The sequence below is a fragment of the Kribbella sp. NPDC050470 genome, assembly GCF_044458365.1.
In the GTDB taxonomy this organism is placed as follows: domain Bacteria; phylum Actinomycetota; class Actinomycetes; order Propionibacteriales; family Kribbellaceae; genus Kribbella.
Map to the genome: position 1 here is coordinate 82,737 of NZ_JBITHV010000009.1, position 16,495 is coordinate 99,231.

Below are 16,495 nucleotides of genomic sequence, written 5' to 3' on the forward strand. Positions count from 1 at the left end.
CCCGGCGCCAGGACGCCGGGCCTCCTGGGCGTAGCTCAGCTACCCACGCGGCCGCCGTCGCGACGCCAGACGCAGGCGATCGCCGGGCGCGGGTAGTCGTGCGTGTGCGGCCAGGTCGAGGTCGGCTTCTCGAAGGTCGCGCCGTCGGTCTCGCCCGGGTGCTGGACGGCGACGAACGCGGTCTTGTCGTCCTCCGACACCAGCGGGCCGCAGGCCTCGGAAGCGAACGGCACGGACAGGAACTGCTTGACCTGGCCGCGGTTCGGGCCGGCCACCGGGACGGTGAAGATACCGTCGTTGGAGCCGAGCACGTTGCCGTCGGTGGAGATCCACAGGTTGCCGGAGCCATCGAAGGTGACGTTGTCCGGGCAGGAGATCGGGCTGACCTTGGACTTGTCGAAGCCGCCGAAGTAAGTCTCCTGCGCGGCCGGGTCGCCGCAGACCAGGAACAGGGTCCAGAAGAAGCCGGTCTTGGCCGCGTCGTCGGCCTCCTCGGTCATCTCCAGGATGTACCCGTTCCGGTTGCCGGACTGCTCCACCAGCGGAGCGCCGAGGCTCGGGCGGGTGTGCGACTTCGCCAGCGGGTTGGCCTCGTCGACCGGGAAGGTGCCGCCGCGGTTGGAGTTGTTCGTCAGCGCGGCGTAGATCCGGCCGTTCTTCGGGTTGCGCTCGATGTCCTCGGGCCGGTCCATCCGGGTGGCGCCGACCTTGTCGGCCGCGGTCCGGACGTCGATCAGCACGTCGGCCACGCTCATGCCGTCGATGAACGACTTCTTGTCCGTGGTCAGCGGGATCCACTGGCCGGTGCCGTCGTACACGCCGTCCGCGGCGCCGTCACCGGTGAACTTGGCGACGTACAGGGTGCCCTCGTCGAGCAGGCCGAAGTTCTTCTTCCGGTCGTTCTCGTCGTACTTGCCGGTCGAGACGAACTTGTAGATGTACTCGCCGCGCTCGTCGTCGCCGAGGTACGCCGCGATCCGCCCGTCGGCGGTGATCGTGATGGTCGCGCCCTCGTGCTTCATCCGGCCGAGCATGGTGCGCTTCTTCGGGGTCGACTTCGGGTCGTACGGGTCGACCTCGACGATCCAGCCGGCCCGGAAGACCTCGGTCGGCGTCTTGGTCAGGTCCCACCGCGGGTCGACGGTGCTCCACTCGCGGGCGGTCTTGGTCACCGTGGTCGGGACGCCGTACCGCTTGTAGCTGTCGACGTACTGCGCCGGGATCGCGCCGGTCACGTCGTAGTAGCCGTTGAAGTTCTCCTCGCCGGACAAGATGGTGCCCCACGGGGTGACGCCGCCGGCGCAGTTGCCGAAGGTGCCGTAGGCAACCTTCCCGACGCGCGGGTCGGCGGCGGCCGGGCCGGTGACCTCGAACTTGGAGTTCGCGGTGATCCGGCGGTTGTACTTCGAGCCCTGCTTGTCCAGGCGCCACTCGCCGCTGCGGCCGACCCGCTCGATCTGGACAACGGCCATGCCGTGCGCGGCCAGGCCGATCTTCGCGATCGTCTTCTGGTCGTACTTGCCGGTCGGGAACATCAGGTTCTCGTCGGTGTACTCGTGGTTGCACACGAGCAGCGCCTTCCGCTCGTCGCGGAGCGGCACGATCATCGTGTAGTCGTTGTTGTAGCCGAACTGCTTGGCCTGCGCCTCGGGGGTCTGCTTGTAGACGTCGAACTTCGGCGCACCGGCCTCGACCGGGTCGCCCCAGCCGATGATCACGGACTGCTCGTAGCCGCGCGGGATGACGATGTCGTCCTTGCGGTTCGGCGGTACGACGTCGTGCGTCAGCGCACCGGGCTTGCCGAAGCCGGGGAACGCGCCGTTGCCCGAGTCGCCGAAGCCGGCGCCGGCCGACTGGTCGGCGGCCGCGGGGGTCAGGTTGGCGGCGAGTGTCCCTACACCGGCGGCCGCGACTCCGGCGGCGCCGACCTTGAGGACGTTGCGGCGGGAGAACGCCGACCGCATCACGCTCTGGATGTGCTCGTTGCCGGAGGTGTTCGGCTCCGGGTGGTCACACTGGTTGGCGCACTTGAGCTCGCAGGTGCGGAAGCTTCGGGACCCGTGGCGGGTGCCGATCTGGCTGATCAGCGGCAGGAACTTGGTCACGCCCGGGACCCTAGGGAGGTCAGGCGGTGACTGAGTGAAGGTCAGGTGAACGTCGCAAGGCTTAGGTTGCCCTAAGTAGCAAGGAGAAGCCGAACAGTCACACTGCGGAAGCAGTCAGCGCGGTCCGCTCCAGCGACTGGATCCGGCGCCGGTGCATCATGCTGTCCCAGGTGAACAGCGCCAGCGCGAACCAGACCAGCCCGAACCCGGCCCAGCGCATCGGCGACATCGCCTCGTGGTACAGCAGCACCGCGAGCGCGAACTGCATGCTCGGCGTGATGTAGTTCAGCAGCCCGAGCGTCGTCATCGACACCCGGGTCGAGGCCGCGCCGAACAGCATCAGCGGGATCGACGTGATCGGCCCGGCCAGCATCACCACGATCAGGTACCAGGCACCGTGGTCCGCGACCGTCGACTGGCCCTGCAGTCCCAGTACGACGATCGCCCCCAGCGCAACCGGTGCGACGGTCGCGGTCTCGATCGCCATCCCCTCGATCGCCCCGGCGCCGGCCTTCTTCTTCGCCAGCCCGTACAGGCCGAACGAGAACGTCAGGATGATCGCCACCCACGGCGGCCGCCCGTTCTCGATGGTCAGCCCGACGACCGCGAGGAAGGCGATCGCGAGCGCGGTCCACTGCCACCCCCGCAACTTCTCCTGCAGCACCAGGACGCCGAGCAGCACGGTGAACAGCGGAGTGATGAAGTAGCCGAGGGACGTCTCGACGATCCGGTCGTTGTGCACACCCCAGATGTAGGTGCCCCAGTTGACCGAGATCAGCACCGCCGCCCCGATCAGCGGCCACCGCCGCCGCGGCTCCCGCAGCAACGCCTTCACCTGGCCGAACTTCCGCAGTACGACGACCAGCAGCGCGATGGTCACCATCGACCAGAGCACGCGGTGGGAGAGCACCTCGATCGCGCCGGAGTTGCCCAGGAGCTTCCAGTACAGCGGGAACAGGCCCCAGACCAGATAGGCGGTGAGGCCGTAGACGAACCCTCTCCGCTGCTCTGGCACGTGCTACACCCTATGCCTGCAGTCAGTGGCATCCAAACGGTTTGCTCATGACGTGAGACGGGGTGGCCGTGATCGGCCGCCGTCGCTGCGGACCGGCTGGCGTGATGGGGTTGGATAGAGAGGTGAACACGAGGAGGCACGCGTGGGTGTGAGGACCGGTCTGGTCTCGGTGACGTTCCGCCAGTTGCCGGCCGACGAGGTGGTGGAGGTCGCAGCCGGCGCCGGGCTGGCGGCCATCGAGTGGGGTGGCGACGTGCACGTGCCGCTCGGGAACCTGGTGACCGCCAAGCGGGTGAAGGCGCTGTGTGACGACCGTGGGCTCGCGATCGCGGCGTACGGGTCCTACCTGCGGGCCGGCAGCGTCGACCGCGAGGAGATGCGGTCCGCCGTCGCCACCGCCGAGGCGCTCGGCGCACCCCGGATCCGGGTCTGGGCCGGCAACGTCGGTACGGCGGACGCGGGGGTCGGCGACCGGATGGCGGTGACCCGCGGCCTGGCCGAGCTCGCGGACATGGCGGCCGGCTCCGGGATCGACATCGCGATGGAGTTCCACCGCAACACGCTGACCGACGAGGTCGACTCGACCATCACGCTGCTGCTCGACGTCGGCGCGCCGAACCTCAAGACCTACTGGCAGCCGCCGGTCGACCTGTCCGACGCCGCGTGCCTCGAGCAGCTCGAAGCACTCATGCCGTGGCTGACCACCGTGCACGTCTTCTCCTGGTGGCCGTCCAACAACCGCCTCCCGCTGTCCGGCCGCGAGTCCCTCTGGCGCCCGGTCCTCCACCGCCTCGCCGCCGAGGACCGCGAGATCAACGCCCTCCTGGAATTCGTCGCCGACGATTCCCCCGACCGATTGGCCAAAGACGCGGCAGACCTGCACTCCTGGATCTGAAAGGAAAGAAAGGGGTGTGCTCGACCGGCTGGTCACCACATTTGGTTGCCTGGGGTTTGTCAGAAAGTTTCGCTGAGGGGTGGTCAAGGGGTGGATTGTGCCGTAATGCTGGGCGCGACAGGTTCCTTCACCGCCCCGGAGGTGTCCGATGTCCCGACTCTTCAGCAAACCCCTGCCGCGGATCGCGGCGATCCTGATGTTGTTCGCGGCGATGCTGGCCGCGACGGTGACCACGCAGATGGTGACCGCCACCAAGGCCCATGCGGACGGTTGTTACACGTGGGGTCGCACGTTGTCGCAGGGGATGAGTGGCGAGGACGTGCGGCAGCTGCAGATCCGCGTGGCCGGCTGGCCCGGGTACGGCGGTCATCTGGCGACGGACGGTGCTTTCGGGCCGGCCACGAAGGCGGCGGTGCAGCGGTTCCAGTCGGCGTACGGGCTCGGTGCGGACGGGATCGCCGGGTCGGCCACGTTCAGCAAGATCTACTCGTTGCAGGACGACGACTGCACGCCGATCCACTTCACGTACTCCGAGCTGGACGACGGCTGCGGCGGATCCGGGTTCGACGGCGGGCCGCTGAGCGAGGCGGCGACCAAGGCCAACGCGCTTCAGACCATGTGGCAGCTCGAGGCGATGCGGCACGCGCTCGGCGACGCGCCGCTGAACGTCAGTAGCGGGTTCCGCAGCATCGCGTGCAACAACGCGGTCGGTGGCGCGAGCAACAGCCAGCACCTGTACGGCCGGTCGGCCGACCTGGTCGGCTCGCACTCGCTGTGCACGCTGGCCAAGCAGGCCCGCTACCACGGTTTCGGCGGCATCTTCGGCCCGGGCTACCCGGGTCACAACGACCACACGCACGTCGACATCCGCACGTCGAATGTCTGGGACGCGCCTAACTGCGGAGTTTGAGCAGATCCAGGAGTGAAACGCCGGCGGCCCGGTCCAGGTGGTGGGCAGTCAGCCCCACCTGCCGGGCCGCCAGCACATCCAGCTCGAGGTTGTCGCCGATCATCACCGTGTCGGCGGGCTCGACGCCCAGCGCCTGGCAGGTCTGGAGGTAGGCCTGCGGATCGGGCTTACTGACCCCGAGGCTCTCCGACGTGCAGACGACGTCGATCAGGTCGGCCAGCCCGATCGCGGTCAGCTTCGCGTTCTGCTGTTTCGTGGAGCCGTTCGTCAGGATCCCGATGCGCAAGCCGTTGCGCCGGGCAACCTCCAGCGCGGGCTTGGCGTCCGGATAGGCGGTCCAGCTTGCCTGGTAGTGACGCAGGTACCCGGAGTAGATCAGGTCCAGCTCGTCGTCGAGCGCCGGGACCGGATGCCCGACCAACGGCAGGAAGTCGCGCAACCGCCCGCGGCGCTGACCCTGATGGGTGACCGTCCCGCTCAGCCACTGGCTGAAGTTGCGTTCCTCGACGACGAACCACTGCGCGACCAACTCGTCCGACGGAGTCCCGCCGAGCTCGGGCACCCAGCTGTTGATCGCCGCCGTGGACGACGCGGTGTGGTCGAAGAGCGTGTTGTCGAGGTCGAAGACGACCGCCTTCATGCCCGGACCAGCGAGTCGCGGTTGAGCTCGCGATGATTCGCGTACCCGGACAGCGCCAGCGTCAGATCGAGCTCGGCCAGGAAGCACCGCAGGACGTGCTCCACACCCGCCTGCCCGGCCAGCGCTAGCCCGTACAGCAGCGGTCGCCCGAGCAGCACCGCCTTCGCGCCGAGGGCGAGCGCCTTCGCTGCGTCCGCGCCAGTTCGGACACCGGAATCGAACAGCACGGTCAGTTGCTCGCCCACCGCTTCGGCGATCGCCGGCAGCGCGTCGAGTGAAGCAATCGCGCCGTCGACCTGGCGGCCGCCGTGGTTCGACACCACGATGCCGTCGACACCGTTCTCGGCCGCGAGCTTCGCGTCGTCGACCGCGGTGATGCCCTTGAGCACGATCGGGCCGTCCCAGTTGTCGCGCAGGAACGACAGTTCGTCCCAGCTCAGCCCGACGTTCGGGAACATCTGGGCCCAATGCATGACCGCTGCGGCCGGGTCCTCGGCGACCGGCTTCACCAGCTTGGCCTGGAAGGCAGGGTCGCTGAAGTAGTTCGCCAGCCCCTCACCCTTGAGGAACGGCAGGAATCCGCGGTCCAGGTCGGCCGGGCGCCAGCCGAGGGTCCCGGTGTCCAGGGTGACGACCAGTACGGCGTACCCGCTGGCTTTCGCGCGCTCCAGGAAGCTCAGGCAGACGTCGCGATCGGTCGGCCAGTAGAGCTGGTACCACTTGCTGCTCGCCTCGATCTGCTCGAACGCGTGACTCGCCTGCGTCGAGTGCGTGTAGGTGAGCCCGAGCGCGTCGGCCGCCCGCGCGGTCGCCAGCTCACCGTCCGGGTGGGCCAGCGTCTGTACGCCGATCGGCGCGACCAGCACCGGCGCCGGCATCGCGGTACCGAGGATGGTGCAGGACAGGTCGCGCTCGGTGCTGCCGCGGAGCATCCGCGGCACCAGCCGCCAGCGCTCGAACGCGGCCTGGTTCGCCCGCGCGGTCGCGCCGCTGCCCGCGCTCGGCACGATGTACCCCATCGCCTCGGCGGACAGCTTCCCCGCGGCCTGGGACTCCAGCCGGGCCAGGTCCGTGGTGATCTCCGGCGTGATGCCTTGCAGCATGCCCTGCAGGTAGATGCCCAGCTGATGGTCTCCGAAGTTGCCCATGCCGGATCCTTGCATGGCCGGGCGGTCCGCACCACATGCGACAATCACGTGTGAACAGCTTGGTGACTCCTGACAGTCGTACGACGACGCGGCACGTCGGGCCGGCGTTGTTCGCGCTGGCGACCGGCGGGTTCGCGATCGGGACCACCGAGTTCGTCACGATGGGGCTGCTGCCGCAGATCGCCGACGGGGTGAACATCTCGATCCCGACGGCCGGGCACGTCATCTCGGCGTACGCGCTCGGGGTCGTGGTCGGCGCGCCGGTGATCGCGGCGCTGGGCGCGCGGACCGGGCGGAAGCGGCTGCTGCTCGGGCTGATGGCGGTGTTCGTGCTCGGCAACGTCCTGTCCGCCGTTGCCTCCAGCTACGAGTTCCTGATGGCCGCGCGGTTCCTGACCGGGGTGCCGCACGGAGCGTTCTTCGGGATCGGCGCGGTGGTCGGCGCCTCGCTGGTGCCCACCCGGCGCGCCTGGGCGGTCTCGATGACCATGGTCGGCCTGCCGGTGTCGAACATCATCGGCGTCCCGGTGACCACGCTGATGGGGCAGAAACTCGGCTGGCAGGCGCCGTTTCTGGCCGTCGGTGTGCTCGGGCTGCTGACGCTGGTGGCGGTGTGGTTCTGGGTGGCGCCGCAGCCGGTCGGCAGTGACGTCAACATCCGCAGCGAGCTCAGCGCGCTGGCCCGGCCGCAGGTGTGGATGGCGCTGCTGGTCGGCATGGTCGGGTTCGGCGGCATGTTCGCGACGTACTCCTACATCACCCCGACGATGACGGAACTGGCCGGTTTCTCCGCGGCCGCGGTCACCATCGTGCTGGCCGTGTACGGCGTCGGCATGACGTGCGGCACCGTGGTCGGCGGCCGGCTCGCCGACCGGGCGCTGATGCCGAGCCTGTACGGCGGCCTGATCGCGATCATGGTCGTGCTCGGCACGTTCGGCTGGCTCGCGCAGAGCAAGCCGGGCGCACTCGCCGGGGTGTTCGCGATGGGGTTCTCGGCGAGCATCCTGGTCCCCGCGCTGCAGACCCGGCTGATGGACGTCGCCCACGAAGGACAGTCACTGGCCGCCTCGCTCAACCACTCGACGCTGAACATCGCGAACGCGCTCGGCGCCTGGCTCGGCAGCGTCGTACTGGCCGCCGGCTACGGCTACGAGTGGCCCAGCCGCCTCGGCGCCGCCCTCGCCCTGGCCGGCCTGGTCCTCGCCCTGATCTCGGGTTTCATGGACCGACAGGGGACTCGCCTGAGGGCCTGATCACCAGCGACTTGGTTGAATCGGGGTATGGCGACCTTGGCGTTGAGCGCGGCCGACGAGGTACGGCGGCGCGGACTGCAGCAGATGCGGTCGGTGGCGTTGTCGTTGCTGGTGCTGGCCGCGGTGATCTACCTGGTCACGCTGCACCGCGACGGCGGCTGGGGCTACGTGAACGCGGCCGCCGAGGCCGCGATGGTGGGCGCGCTGGCGGACTGGTTCGCGGTCACCGCGCTGTTCCGCCGGCCGCTCGGGCTGCCGATCCCGCACACCGCGATCGTGCCGACCCGCAAGGACAGCCTGGCCGAGAGCCTCGAGCAGTTCGTCACCGAGAACTTCCTGTCCGAGGAGGTGGTGGCGGAGAAGATGCGCACCGCCGAGGTGAGCCGCCGGGCCGGTGAGTGGCTTGCCTCCGGCAACCATGCGGAGCGGATCGTGGCCGAGGGCGCGCGGACCATCGGCGCGGCACTGCCGAGGCTCGAGGACGAGGACGTCACCGCGTTCGTGCGCGGGTCGCTGCTGCCGCGGTTCGTGAAGGAGCCGCTGAGCCCGATCGCCGGCCACTTCCTGGAGTCGGTCGTCGACGACGGCGCGCACCACGCGCTGTTCGACCTGCTGATCGTCGAGGCGCACGACTGGCTGCGCGACAACCGGGACCTGCTGGCCGAGGTGGTCGGGCCGCGCGCGCCGCGCTGGTCGCCGCAGTGGGTCGACCGGCTGGTGATCGACCGGATCCACCGCGAGGCGCTGGCCTGGCTGACCGACGTACGGGACGACCAGTCGCACGCGGCGCGGAAGGCGATCGACCGGCTGCTCGGCCAGCTCGCCGACGACCTGCAGCACGACCCGGAGGTGATGGGTCGCTTCGAGGCGTTCAAGGCCCGGATGCTGACCCATCCCGACATGGGGTCGAGCCTGACTGCGGTGTGGGACGCCGTACGGGCTGCGCTGATCGACTCGATCGCGGATCCCGCGAGTACGCTGCGGGTCCGCGGTACCAAGGCCCTGCAGGACCTGGGCGCACGGCTGCAGGAGGACGAGGCACTGCGGTCGAAGGTGGACGACCGCGCGGCCGAGGCGGTCGGGTACGTGATCCGCACTTACGGCAGCGAGATCGTCTCGGTCATCTCCGACACCATCGAACGCTGGGACGGCCGCGAAGCCGCCGCCCGGATCGAGCTCCACGTCGGCCGCGACCTGCAGTTCATCCGCATCAACGGCACCGTGGTCGGCGCCTTGGTCGGACTGATCATCCACACAGTCAGTGAGCTGCTGTGACCTTCATCCCCGACTTCGGGGATCGGTCGCTGCCTTGAGGTTGCGTTCCTCGGTGTCGGTCATTGGGTGGCGGCGACGACGAGAAGGGAGGCGCCGACGGCGAGGTCGATGACGCCGCAGTACTCCGACCACGAGCGATTGACCACCTTGTTGATGCGGAAGTGGTACGCGTCCCACGCGCCATGACAGAGCCAGCCGAGGCCGGCCAGGAGGACTGAGCCGGTGGCGACGGTGAGGATCGTCATCGCGCCGAAGAACAGCATGCCGGCGGTCTCGAGTGTGAAGGTTGGCTCGGCGTAGCGGCGCCGTACGATCGCCCACACCCACAGCACGCCCAGCACGACCGTCATGCCGACACCGGGGGCGACTGCCCACACGTCCAGCCGGTCCAGCGTGTGGAAGACCGACGCCACCACACTAAGTACGGCGAACGCGACCCAGGCGGTCCACGGACGCCCGATCGCGTACGCGAAGAGGTAGATCCCGGCCATGGTCGCGACGGCCGGCCCGAAGAACTCCGCCTCCCGATCCGTCACGATGATCAGCGCGAGTGCTCCGGCGATGGTGACCAAGGCCAGCGCGGTCGGCCACCTGGCCGTCAGCCCCCTGTTCGTCATGGCCCGATCCTCCGGAACACCCCCGGTCAAGGCGTCCGGCCCGCGTCGATCAGGTCCGGATCCCTGCGGAAACGGACCGGAATCCTGCGGTCAGCCGGCCCGCTCCCGCCGGTACGTCGACGGAGGTACGCCGTACCGGTCGAGGAACGCCTGGCGCAACGACTCGGTCGACCCGAACCCGCACTGCCGCGCGACCGCCGCGAGCGAAAGCTCCGCCGACACCACGAGCTGCGCGGCCGCCTCGGTCCGGACGCCGCGCACGTACTGCGCCGGCGTCCGCTCCACGTGGGTGAGGAACAACCGCGACAGGTGCCGCTCGCTGACTCCGGCGAACCGGGCCAGCGCCGGCGTGCTCAGGTCGGTGCCGAGATGGCTGACGATGTGGTCCCGGATCCGCCGTACCAGCAGGTCCCCGCTCAGCCGGGTCGCGACGAACATGCTCATCTGCGACTGCCCACCCGGCCTCTGGAGGTAGGCGACCGTGCCCATCGCGACCCCGCGGGCCAGCGCCTCGCCGTGGTCCTCCTCGATGAACGCCAGCGTCAGGTCCAGTGCGCTCGTGACCCCACCGGACGTCGCGACGTGGCCGTCCCGGACGTAGATGGGGTCGGCGTCGACCTGGACCTCCGGGTAGTTCGCGGCGAGGTGGTCGGCGTACATCCAGTGCGTAGTCGCGCGTCGCCCGGTCAGCAGGCCGGCCTCGGCCAGCACGGTCGCGCCGGTGCATGCTGACGAGACCCGACGGGCCAGCGCAGCAAGACGCCGTACGTGCCCGACCAGGCGGCGATCCGCCGCAGCCTTCTCATGCCCGAGCCCACCGGACACCAGCAACGTGTCGAAGGGTCCCTTGAACCGCTCGAGCGCCGCGTCGGCCTGCAGCCGCAGCCCCGAGTCACACGTGACCGCCTGCCCGCCCAACGTCAACAGCACAGCCTGGTACGGCGGACTCGCGCCGATCCGGTTGGCGATGTCCAGACACGACGTCACGCAGGCGATGTCCAGCAGTTCGACACCGTCGTACCCCACCACCAGCACCACACGCTGATCCACCCAGCCACGCTAGCCTGCACGTTGCCCAGTAACAGTCATTTCAGATACCGTCTCTCTTGAAGTATTCGTTACAGGAGGCCGGGATGCAGCGGGTGTCGGACCTGGTACGGCGGTACGTCGTGGCGGGCCGGTATCCGGGGGCGGTGACCGTGGTGGCGCGGCGGGACCGGGTCGAGCCCTTCGACGTGTGTGGCGTGATGGACGCCGAGCGCGGGATCGCGATGCGGCCGGACACGATCTTCCGGATCTACTCGATGACGAAGCCGATCGTGAGCCTCGGGCTGATGCAGCTCTACGAGGAGGGCCGGTTCCAGCTGAACGATCCGGTGGTGAAGTACCTGCCTGACCTCGGCCGGCCCAAGGTGTACGAGCTGGGGGAGTCGACGCGCGAGATGACGGTCCGGGACCTGCTGATGCACACGTCCGGGTTGGCGGCGCCGAACGGCGAGCATCCGGTCAGCCGGATGTACCAGGATGCTGAGCTGCCCGGGATGGACTCGGATGTGCCGTTGTCGGAGCTGCCCGCGCGGCTGGCCGGCCTGCCGCTGCAGGTCGATCCGGGGACGCGGTGGATCTACGGCATCTCGACCGATCTGGTCGGGTTGTTGTGCGAGTTGCTGAGCGGGCTGCCGCACGACCGCTACCTGTCGGAGCGGATCTTCGAGCCGCTCGGCATGGTGGACACCGGGTTTTCGGTGCCTGAGGCAAGTATCGATCGGCTGGCCGCTGGTTACTCCCTTGCTGATGGAGGCTTCACGCTCGCCGACGATCCGCGGACCAGTGCGTACACGCGGCCGCGGACGTTCCTGTCCGGGATCGCCGGACTGGTGTCGACGGCGGGGGACTACCTGCGGTTCGGTCGGATGCTGGCGGGTGGCGGTTCGCTGGACGGTGTCCGGATCATCGGTCCGCGGACGCTGCGGTTCATGACCACCAACCACCTGCCGGACGGCCGTGACCTGGCGTCGATGGCGGACTTCGGCGGCGAGACCCGTCGGGAGGGACAAGGTTTCGGTTTGGGGTTCGGCGTACTGCTGGATCCGGTGGTCGCGCAGACGATCGGCACCCCCGGTGAGTTCTTCTGGGGCGGCGCGGCCTCGACCGCCTTCTTCGTCTCACCCGCGGACGACCTGGTCGTCATCTTCCTCACTCAACTACGCCCCTCGTCCAGCTACCCGATCCGCCGCGAGCTCCGAGCCGCCGTCTATGCCTCACTCGACGACTGACGACGGGTGCCGGCTGTGGACATCGGTCGGCGGTGACGGCCCGCCTGTCGTCCTGGTGCACGGCGGCCCCGGCTGGTGGGACACCTTCGGCGACCTGTCCCTCCCCGGTTTCACTCTCCACCGCTGGGACCAGCGAGGCGCCGGCCGCTCCGACCCGCGCGGCCCCTACACCCTCACCCGCTTCGTAGCCGACCTGGAAACAATCCGCGCCAACACCGGCCACGAACAGGTCGCCCTCCTGGGCCACTCCTGGGGCGCCGCATTAGCCCTCGAGTACGCCGTAACCCACCAGCGCCACCTGACCCACCTGATCCTGGTCTCCAGCACCGGCCTCGACGGCCCGCCCTCCACCTACCGCCAACGCGTAGCCGAACGCCTGGCCGAGCTGCCGACCGACGACCCCTGGCTGTCCCGCATAGCCGCCAACCTCCACCACCGCCCCACCGCCCTATCCACCGCCCGCCACCTCACCACCCCCCGCTCCACCCCGAACCCCCAAGCCGCCAACTCCCTCAAAGCCGACCTCCACACCCTCCCCAACCGAGCAGTCTCCTACCGCTCCATCACCACCCCCACCCTCCTAATCCACGGCGCCCAAGACCTCCGCCCACCCACGGTCACCAACACCCTCCTGAATTCACTACCCAACGCCACCCGGGTAGTCCTCGACGACGTCGCTCACTACCCCTGGATCGAGTCCCCAGAGCCCTTCCGCGCCGCCACCTTGAAGTTCCTCCTGCGGTGAAGGAGTCGGCGCGAACCCAGCCGGATGATCGACAACCGCCGGTCGGGCGATGCCCAGCCAATTGCGTTGGCTTCGGCGAGAGCATCCTCACACGACCGCGTGACGTGGTCGACGGTGGGCGGCAGCCCGACAATCAGGCGGCGATAGCCGACTCACACGGCGATGAGCCGAGAATCCCGGCGATAAGCCGGTGATCGGGCGGTAGCGCGCGGGGAGGAATGGGTGGGTGGGAGCGGGTGCGAGGGCGCGACGGAGGAGCGTCCGTAGCGCCCGCGCGGGGATGTATTAGCTGACTGTCCAGGTGTCGGAGCCGGTTACGAGGGCCTGCAGGTCGCCGGGGCCTTGGGCTTCTTGGGCGGTGGTGATCTGCTGGCGGACCATGTCGTCGTACGCGGGCCGGTCTACCTTGCGGAAGACGCCGATCGGGGCGCGGTGCAGGACGCCGGCGTCGGTGAGGCGGGAGAGGGCGAAGGCGTACGCCGGGTCGTCGGTGTGGGCGTCGTGGACGACCAGGTCGGCCTCGCCGCCGGGGAGGTCCGCGACCTCGCGTACGGCGAGGGAGGCGAAGCCGTCGCGGACGACGCCGAGGTGGCCGTCCTTGCCGAAGCGGATCGGTTCGCCGTGCACGAGCGGGATGATCGCATCGTCGCGGGTCTCCGGGTCCTTGAAGGCCTCGAACGCGTTGTCGTTGAAGATCGGGCAGTTCTGGTAGATCTCCACGAACGCCGTCCCCCGGTGCTCCGCGGCTTCCCGCAGTACCGAGGTCAGGTGCTTGCGGTCGGAGTCGACCGTCCGCGCCACGAAGGTCGCCTCCGCGCCGAGCGCCAGCGAGACCGGGTTGAACGGGTTGTCCACCGAGCCCATCGGGGTCGACTTGGTGACCTTGCCGGGCTCCGAGGTCGGCGAGTACTGACCCTTGGTGAGGCCGTAGATCCGGTTGTTGAACAGCAGGATCTTCAGGTTCACGTTCCGCCGCAGCGTGTGGATCAGGTGGTTGCCGCCGATCGACAGCGCGTCGCCGTCACCGGTCACCACCCACACGCTCAGGTCCGGCCGCGCGGTCGCGAGACCGGTCGCGATCGCCGGCGCGCGCCCGTGGATGGAGTGCATGCCGTACGTCGACAGGTAGTACGGGAACCGCGACGAGCAGCCGATGCCGGACACCATCGCCACGTTCTCGCGCTTGATCCCGAGCTCCGGCAGGAACCCCTGGAAAGCGGCCAGTACGGCGTAGTCGCCACAACCGGGGCACCAGCGGACCTCCTGGTCCGACACGTACTCCTTGCGGTTCTGCGGCTCGGTCGCGGCGGGCACCCCGCGCAGACCGTTCGGCAGGCTCGGCATGCCGAGCTCGACCGTGCTCATCGTGCTCCCCTTGTCTTCAGCTCCGTCTTGACGTGGCCGTTCGAGCCGTTGGAGTCGGCCAGGGCCTCTCCGTGCTTCAGGGCGGCCGCGGCCTCACCCAGGTGGCGGGCGTCGTCGTCGATGCCCTCGGTCTCCTCGACCAGGTTGCCGATCACCTCGGCCAGCTCGGCCGCACCCAGCGGCATACCGCGGACCTGGGCGTAGGACACGACGTCGATCAGGTACTTGGCCCGCAGCAGCAGCGCCAGCTGGCCCAGGTTCATCTCCGGGACCAGGACCTTCTCGTAGCGGCCGAGCACCTCGCCGAGGTTCGGCGGGAACGGGTTCAGGTGCCGCAGGTGGGCCTGCGCGACCTTGCCGCCGACCTTGCGGACCCGGCGGACGCCGGCGCCGATCGGGCCGTACGTCGAACCCCAGCCGAGCACCAGCACCTTCGCCGCACCGTCCGGGTCGTCGACCTCGACCGGCGGGACCGTGATGCCGTCCACCTTCGCCTGCCGGGTGCGGATCATCAGGTCGTGGTTGGCCGGGTCGTAGGAGATGTTGCCGGTCTTGTCCTCCTTCTCCAGACCGCCGATCCGGTGGTCCAGGCCCGCCGTACCCGGGATCGCCCAGGCGCGGGCCAGGGTCTCCGGGTCGCGCAGGTAGGGGAGGTACGTCGGCTTGCCGTCGGCGGCGGTCGCGTTCGGCTCGAGCGTGAAGTTCGGGTCGATCGTCGGCAGGTCCTCGATCACCGGGATCTGCCACGGCTCGGAGCCGTTGGCCAGGTAGCCGTCGGACAGCACGATCACCGGCGTCCGGTAGGTGACGGCGATCCGGGCCGCCTCGACCGCGATCGTGAAGCAGTCCGCGGGGGACTGGGCCGCGAGCACCGGCAGCGGCGCCTCGCCGTTCCGCCCGAACATCGTCTGCAGCAGGTCGGCCTGCTCGGTCTTGGTCGGCATACCGGTCGAGGGACCGGCGCGCTGGATGTCGCAGACCACCAGCGGTAGCTCGAGCATCACGCCGAGGCCGATCGTCTCCGACTTCAGGCTGATGCCCGGGCCGGACGACGTGGTGACGCCGAGCGCGCCGCCGAAGGAGGCGCCGAGCGCCGCGCCGACACCGGCGATCTCGTCCTCGGCCTGGATCGTGGTGACGTTGAACCGCTTGAGCTTGGACAGCTCGTGCAGTACGTCGGAGGCCGGGGTGATCGGGTACGCGCCGAGCACCAGCGGCAGCCCCGCCCGCTGGGCGCCCGCCACCAGGCCGTACGCCAGCGCCAGGTTGCCGGAGATGTTCCGGTAGGTGCCGGTCGCCATGCTGGCCGGCTTCACCTCGTACCGGACCGAGAACTCCTCGGCGGTCTCGCCGAAGTTGTAGCCGGCCCGGAAGGCCGCGATGTTGGCGTCGCGGATGTCCGGCTTGGAGGCGAACTTGGTCTCCAGGAACGTGATCGTCGACTCGACCGGTCGCTGGAACAGCCAGGACACCAGGCCGAGGGCGTACATGTTCTTCGCCCGGGACGCGTCCTTGCGGGTCAGCCCGAACTCCTTGACCGACTCGACCGTCATGCCGGTCAGGTTCAGCGGGACCACGTGGTACGCCTCGAGCTCGCCGGTCTCCAGCGGGTTCTCTTCGTACCCGATCCGCTTCAGGTTGCGGGCGGTGAAGTCGGCGGTGTCGACGATCAGGGTGGCGCCGCGCGGCACGTCGCGCAGGTTCGCCTTGAGTGCGGCGGGGTTCATCGCGATCAGCACATCGGGCGCATCACCAGGCGTCAGGATGTCGTGGTCGGCGAAGTGGAGCTGGAACGACGACACCCCCGGCAGTGTTCCGGCTGGTGCCCGGATCTCTGCTGGGAAGTTGGGCAACGTCGACAGGTCATTGCCGAACGATGCTGTTTCCGCTGTGAACCGGTCCCCCGTGAGCTGCATCCCGTCGCCGGAGTCGCCGGCGAAGCGGATCACCACGCGGTCGAGCTGCTTGACCTCGATGGTCACTGTTCTGTTCATCTCCAAGTCGACACTTGGGTCGGCCGGCCGCTTCGTGGACGACAGGTCGATCCCCCCAGTCAGGGCGATAACCCCAATATTAGTTCGCCCTTAGAACAGAACCATGCGGAAGCCCCGGTGGTCCACAGCCTGGGACGTGGTGTTAGGGACTGAACATCGTGGGCTAAGACGAAACCCTCCAGCATTACACTCCGCAGCGGCTCGCTTGCGATCCGAAGCGAGAACCGGCAGGGTGTCGTCATCAAGTTGTGATCCAC

14 protein-coding genes are annotated in these 16,495 nt (G+C 69.0%); 6 read left to right on the forward strand and 8 right to left on the reverse strand.

All coding sequences use genetic code 11. The annotated features are described in order from the left end of the window. Positions 1-35: 35 nt before the first annotated feature. Together ACIBGM_RS27175 and rarD are read right to left on the reverse strand one after the other, a co-directional pair. Positions 36-2,105 carry a PhoX family phosphatase gene (locus ACIBGM_RS27175; RefSeq protein WP_360525650.1) on the reverse strand — a complete coding sequence of 690 codons (2,070 nt, stop codon included), beginning with the start codon at positions 2,103-2,105 and terminating at the stop codon, positions 36-38. 97 nt (positions 2,106-2,202) lie between these two features. Next, complete coding sequence (gene rarD / locus ACIBGM_RS27180; protein WP_396387120.1) at positions 2,203-3,120, reverse strand: EamA family transporter RarD; 918 nt, start codon at positions 3,118-3,120, stop codon at positions 2,203-2,205. A gap of 142 nt (positions 3,121-3,262) precedes the next feature. Between rarD and ACIBGM_RS27185 the strand changes: the two genes are divergently transcribed. Together ACIBGM_RS27185 and ACIBGM_RS27190 are read left to right on the forward strand one after the other, a co-directional pair. Further along, positions 3,263-4,015: a TIM barrel protein gene (locus tag ACIBGM_RS27185; protein ID WP_360525644.1), complete on the forward strand. Its 753-nt coding sequence runs from the start codon at positions 3,263-3,265 to the stop codon at positions 4,013-4,015. Positions 4,016-4,163: 148 nt separating this feature from the next. Next, the gene (locus ACIBGM_RS27190) at positions 4,164-4,925 is read left to right on the forward strand and encodes a D-Ala-D-Ala carboxypeptidase family metallohydrolase (RefSeq protein ID WP_360525641.1); all 762 of its coding nucleotides are present in this window, start codon (positions 4,164-4,166) and stop codon (positions 4,923-4,925) included. Here the strand turns inward: ACIBGM_RS27190 and ACIBGM_RS27195 are convergent. Further along, positions 4,909-5,565, reverse strand: a complete 657-nt coding sequence (locus ACIBGM_RS27195; RefSeq protein WP_396387121.1) for an HAD family hydrolase — start codon at positions 5,563-5,565, stop codon at positions 4,909-4,911. The genes ACIBGM_RS27190 and ACIBGM_RS27195 overlap by 17 nt on opposite strands. Continuing rightward, complete coding sequence (locus ACIBGM_RS27200; protein ID WP_360525634.1) at positions 5,562-6,713, reverse strand: alpha-hydroxy-acid oxidizing protein; 1,152 nt, start codon at positions 6,711-6,713, stop codon at positions 5,562-5,564. The genes ACIBGM_RS27195 and ACIBGM_RS27200 overlap by 4 nt, the downstream gene beginning before the upstream one ends. Positions 6,714-6,775: 62 nt before the next feature. On the opposite strand from ACIBGM_RS27200, the gene ACIBGM_RS27205 reads away from it, so the two are divergent. Together ACIBGM_RS27205 and ACIBGM_RS27210 are read left to right on the forward strand one after the other, a co-directional pair. Next, on the forward strand, positions 6,776-7,966 hold the full coding sequence (locus ACIBGM_RS27205; RefSeq protein ID WP_396387122.1) for an MFS transporter: 1,191 nt from the start codon (positions 6,776-6,778) through the stop codon (positions 7,964-7,966). 27 nt (positions 7,967-7,993) lie between these two features. Beyond that, the gene (locus tag ACIBGM_RS27210) at positions 7,994-9,241 is read left to right on the forward strand and encodes a DUF445 domain-containing protein (protein WP_396387123.1); all 1,248 of its coding nucleotides are present in this window, start codon (positions 7,994-7,996) and stop codon (positions 9,239-9,241) included. 59 nt (positions 9,242-9,300) lie between these two features. Here the strand turns inward: ACIBGM_RS27210 and ACIBGM_RS27215 are convergent, their stop codons facing one another. Both ACIBGM_RS27215 and ACIBGM_RS27220 read right to left on the reverse strand, forming a co-directional pair. After that, positions 9,301-9,858: a hypothetical protein gene (locus ACIBGM_RS27215; protein WP_360525625.1), complete on the reverse strand. Its 558-nt coding sequence runs from the start codon at positions 9,856-9,858 to the stop codon at positions 9,301-9,303. Between the two features lie 90 nt (positions 9,859-9,948). Continuing rightward, positions 9,949-10,908, reverse strand: coding sequence for a GlxA family transcriptional regulator (locus ACIBGM_RS27220; RefSeq protein WP_396387124.1), 960 nt, complete (start codon positions 10,906-10,908; stop codon positions 9,949-9,951). Between the two features lie 83 nt (positions 10,909-10,991). Between ACIBGM_RS27220 and ACIBGM_RS27225 the strand changes: the two genes are divergently transcribed. Both ACIBGM_RS27225 and ACIBGM_RS27230 read left to right on the forward strand, forming a co-directional pair. Next, positions 10,992-12,134, forward strand: coding sequence for a serine hydrolase domain-containing protein (locus ACIBGM_RS27225; protein ID WP_396387125.1), 1,143 nt, complete (start codon positions 10,992-10,994; stop codon positions 12,132-12,134). After that, positions 12,115-12,879: an alpha/beta fold hydrolase gene (locus tag ACIBGM_RS27230; protein ID WP_396387126.1), complete on the forward strand. Its 765-nt coding sequence runs from the start codon at positions 12,115-12,117 to the stop codon at positions 12,877-12,879. Before ACIBGM_RS27225 ends, ACIBGM_RS27230 begins: the two co-directional genes overlap by 20 nt. 285 nt (positions 12,880-13,164) lie before the next feature. Here the strand turns inward: ACIBGM_RS27230 and ACIBGM_RS27235 are convergent, their stop codons facing one another. Both ACIBGM_RS27235 and ACIBGM_RS27240 read right to left on the reverse strand, forming a co-directional pair. After that, entirely contained in the window at positions 13,165-14,244 is a 1,080-nt protein-coding gene (locus ACIBGM_RS27235) for a 2-oxoacid:ferredoxin oxidoreductase subunit beta (RefSeq protein ID WP_360525616.1), read from the reverse strand. Continuing rightward, positions 14,241-16,238 carry a 2-oxoacid:acceptor oxidoreductase subunit alpha gene (locus ACIBGM_RS27240; RefSeq protein ID WP_396387127.1) on the reverse strand — a complete coding sequence of 666 codons (1,998 nt, stop codon included), beginning with the start codon at positions 16,236-16,238 and terminating at the stop codon, positions 14,241-14,243. Before ACIBGM_RS27240 ends, ACIBGM_RS27235 begins: the two co-directional genes overlap by 4 nt. Positions 16,239-16,495 lie beyond the last annotated feature (257 nt).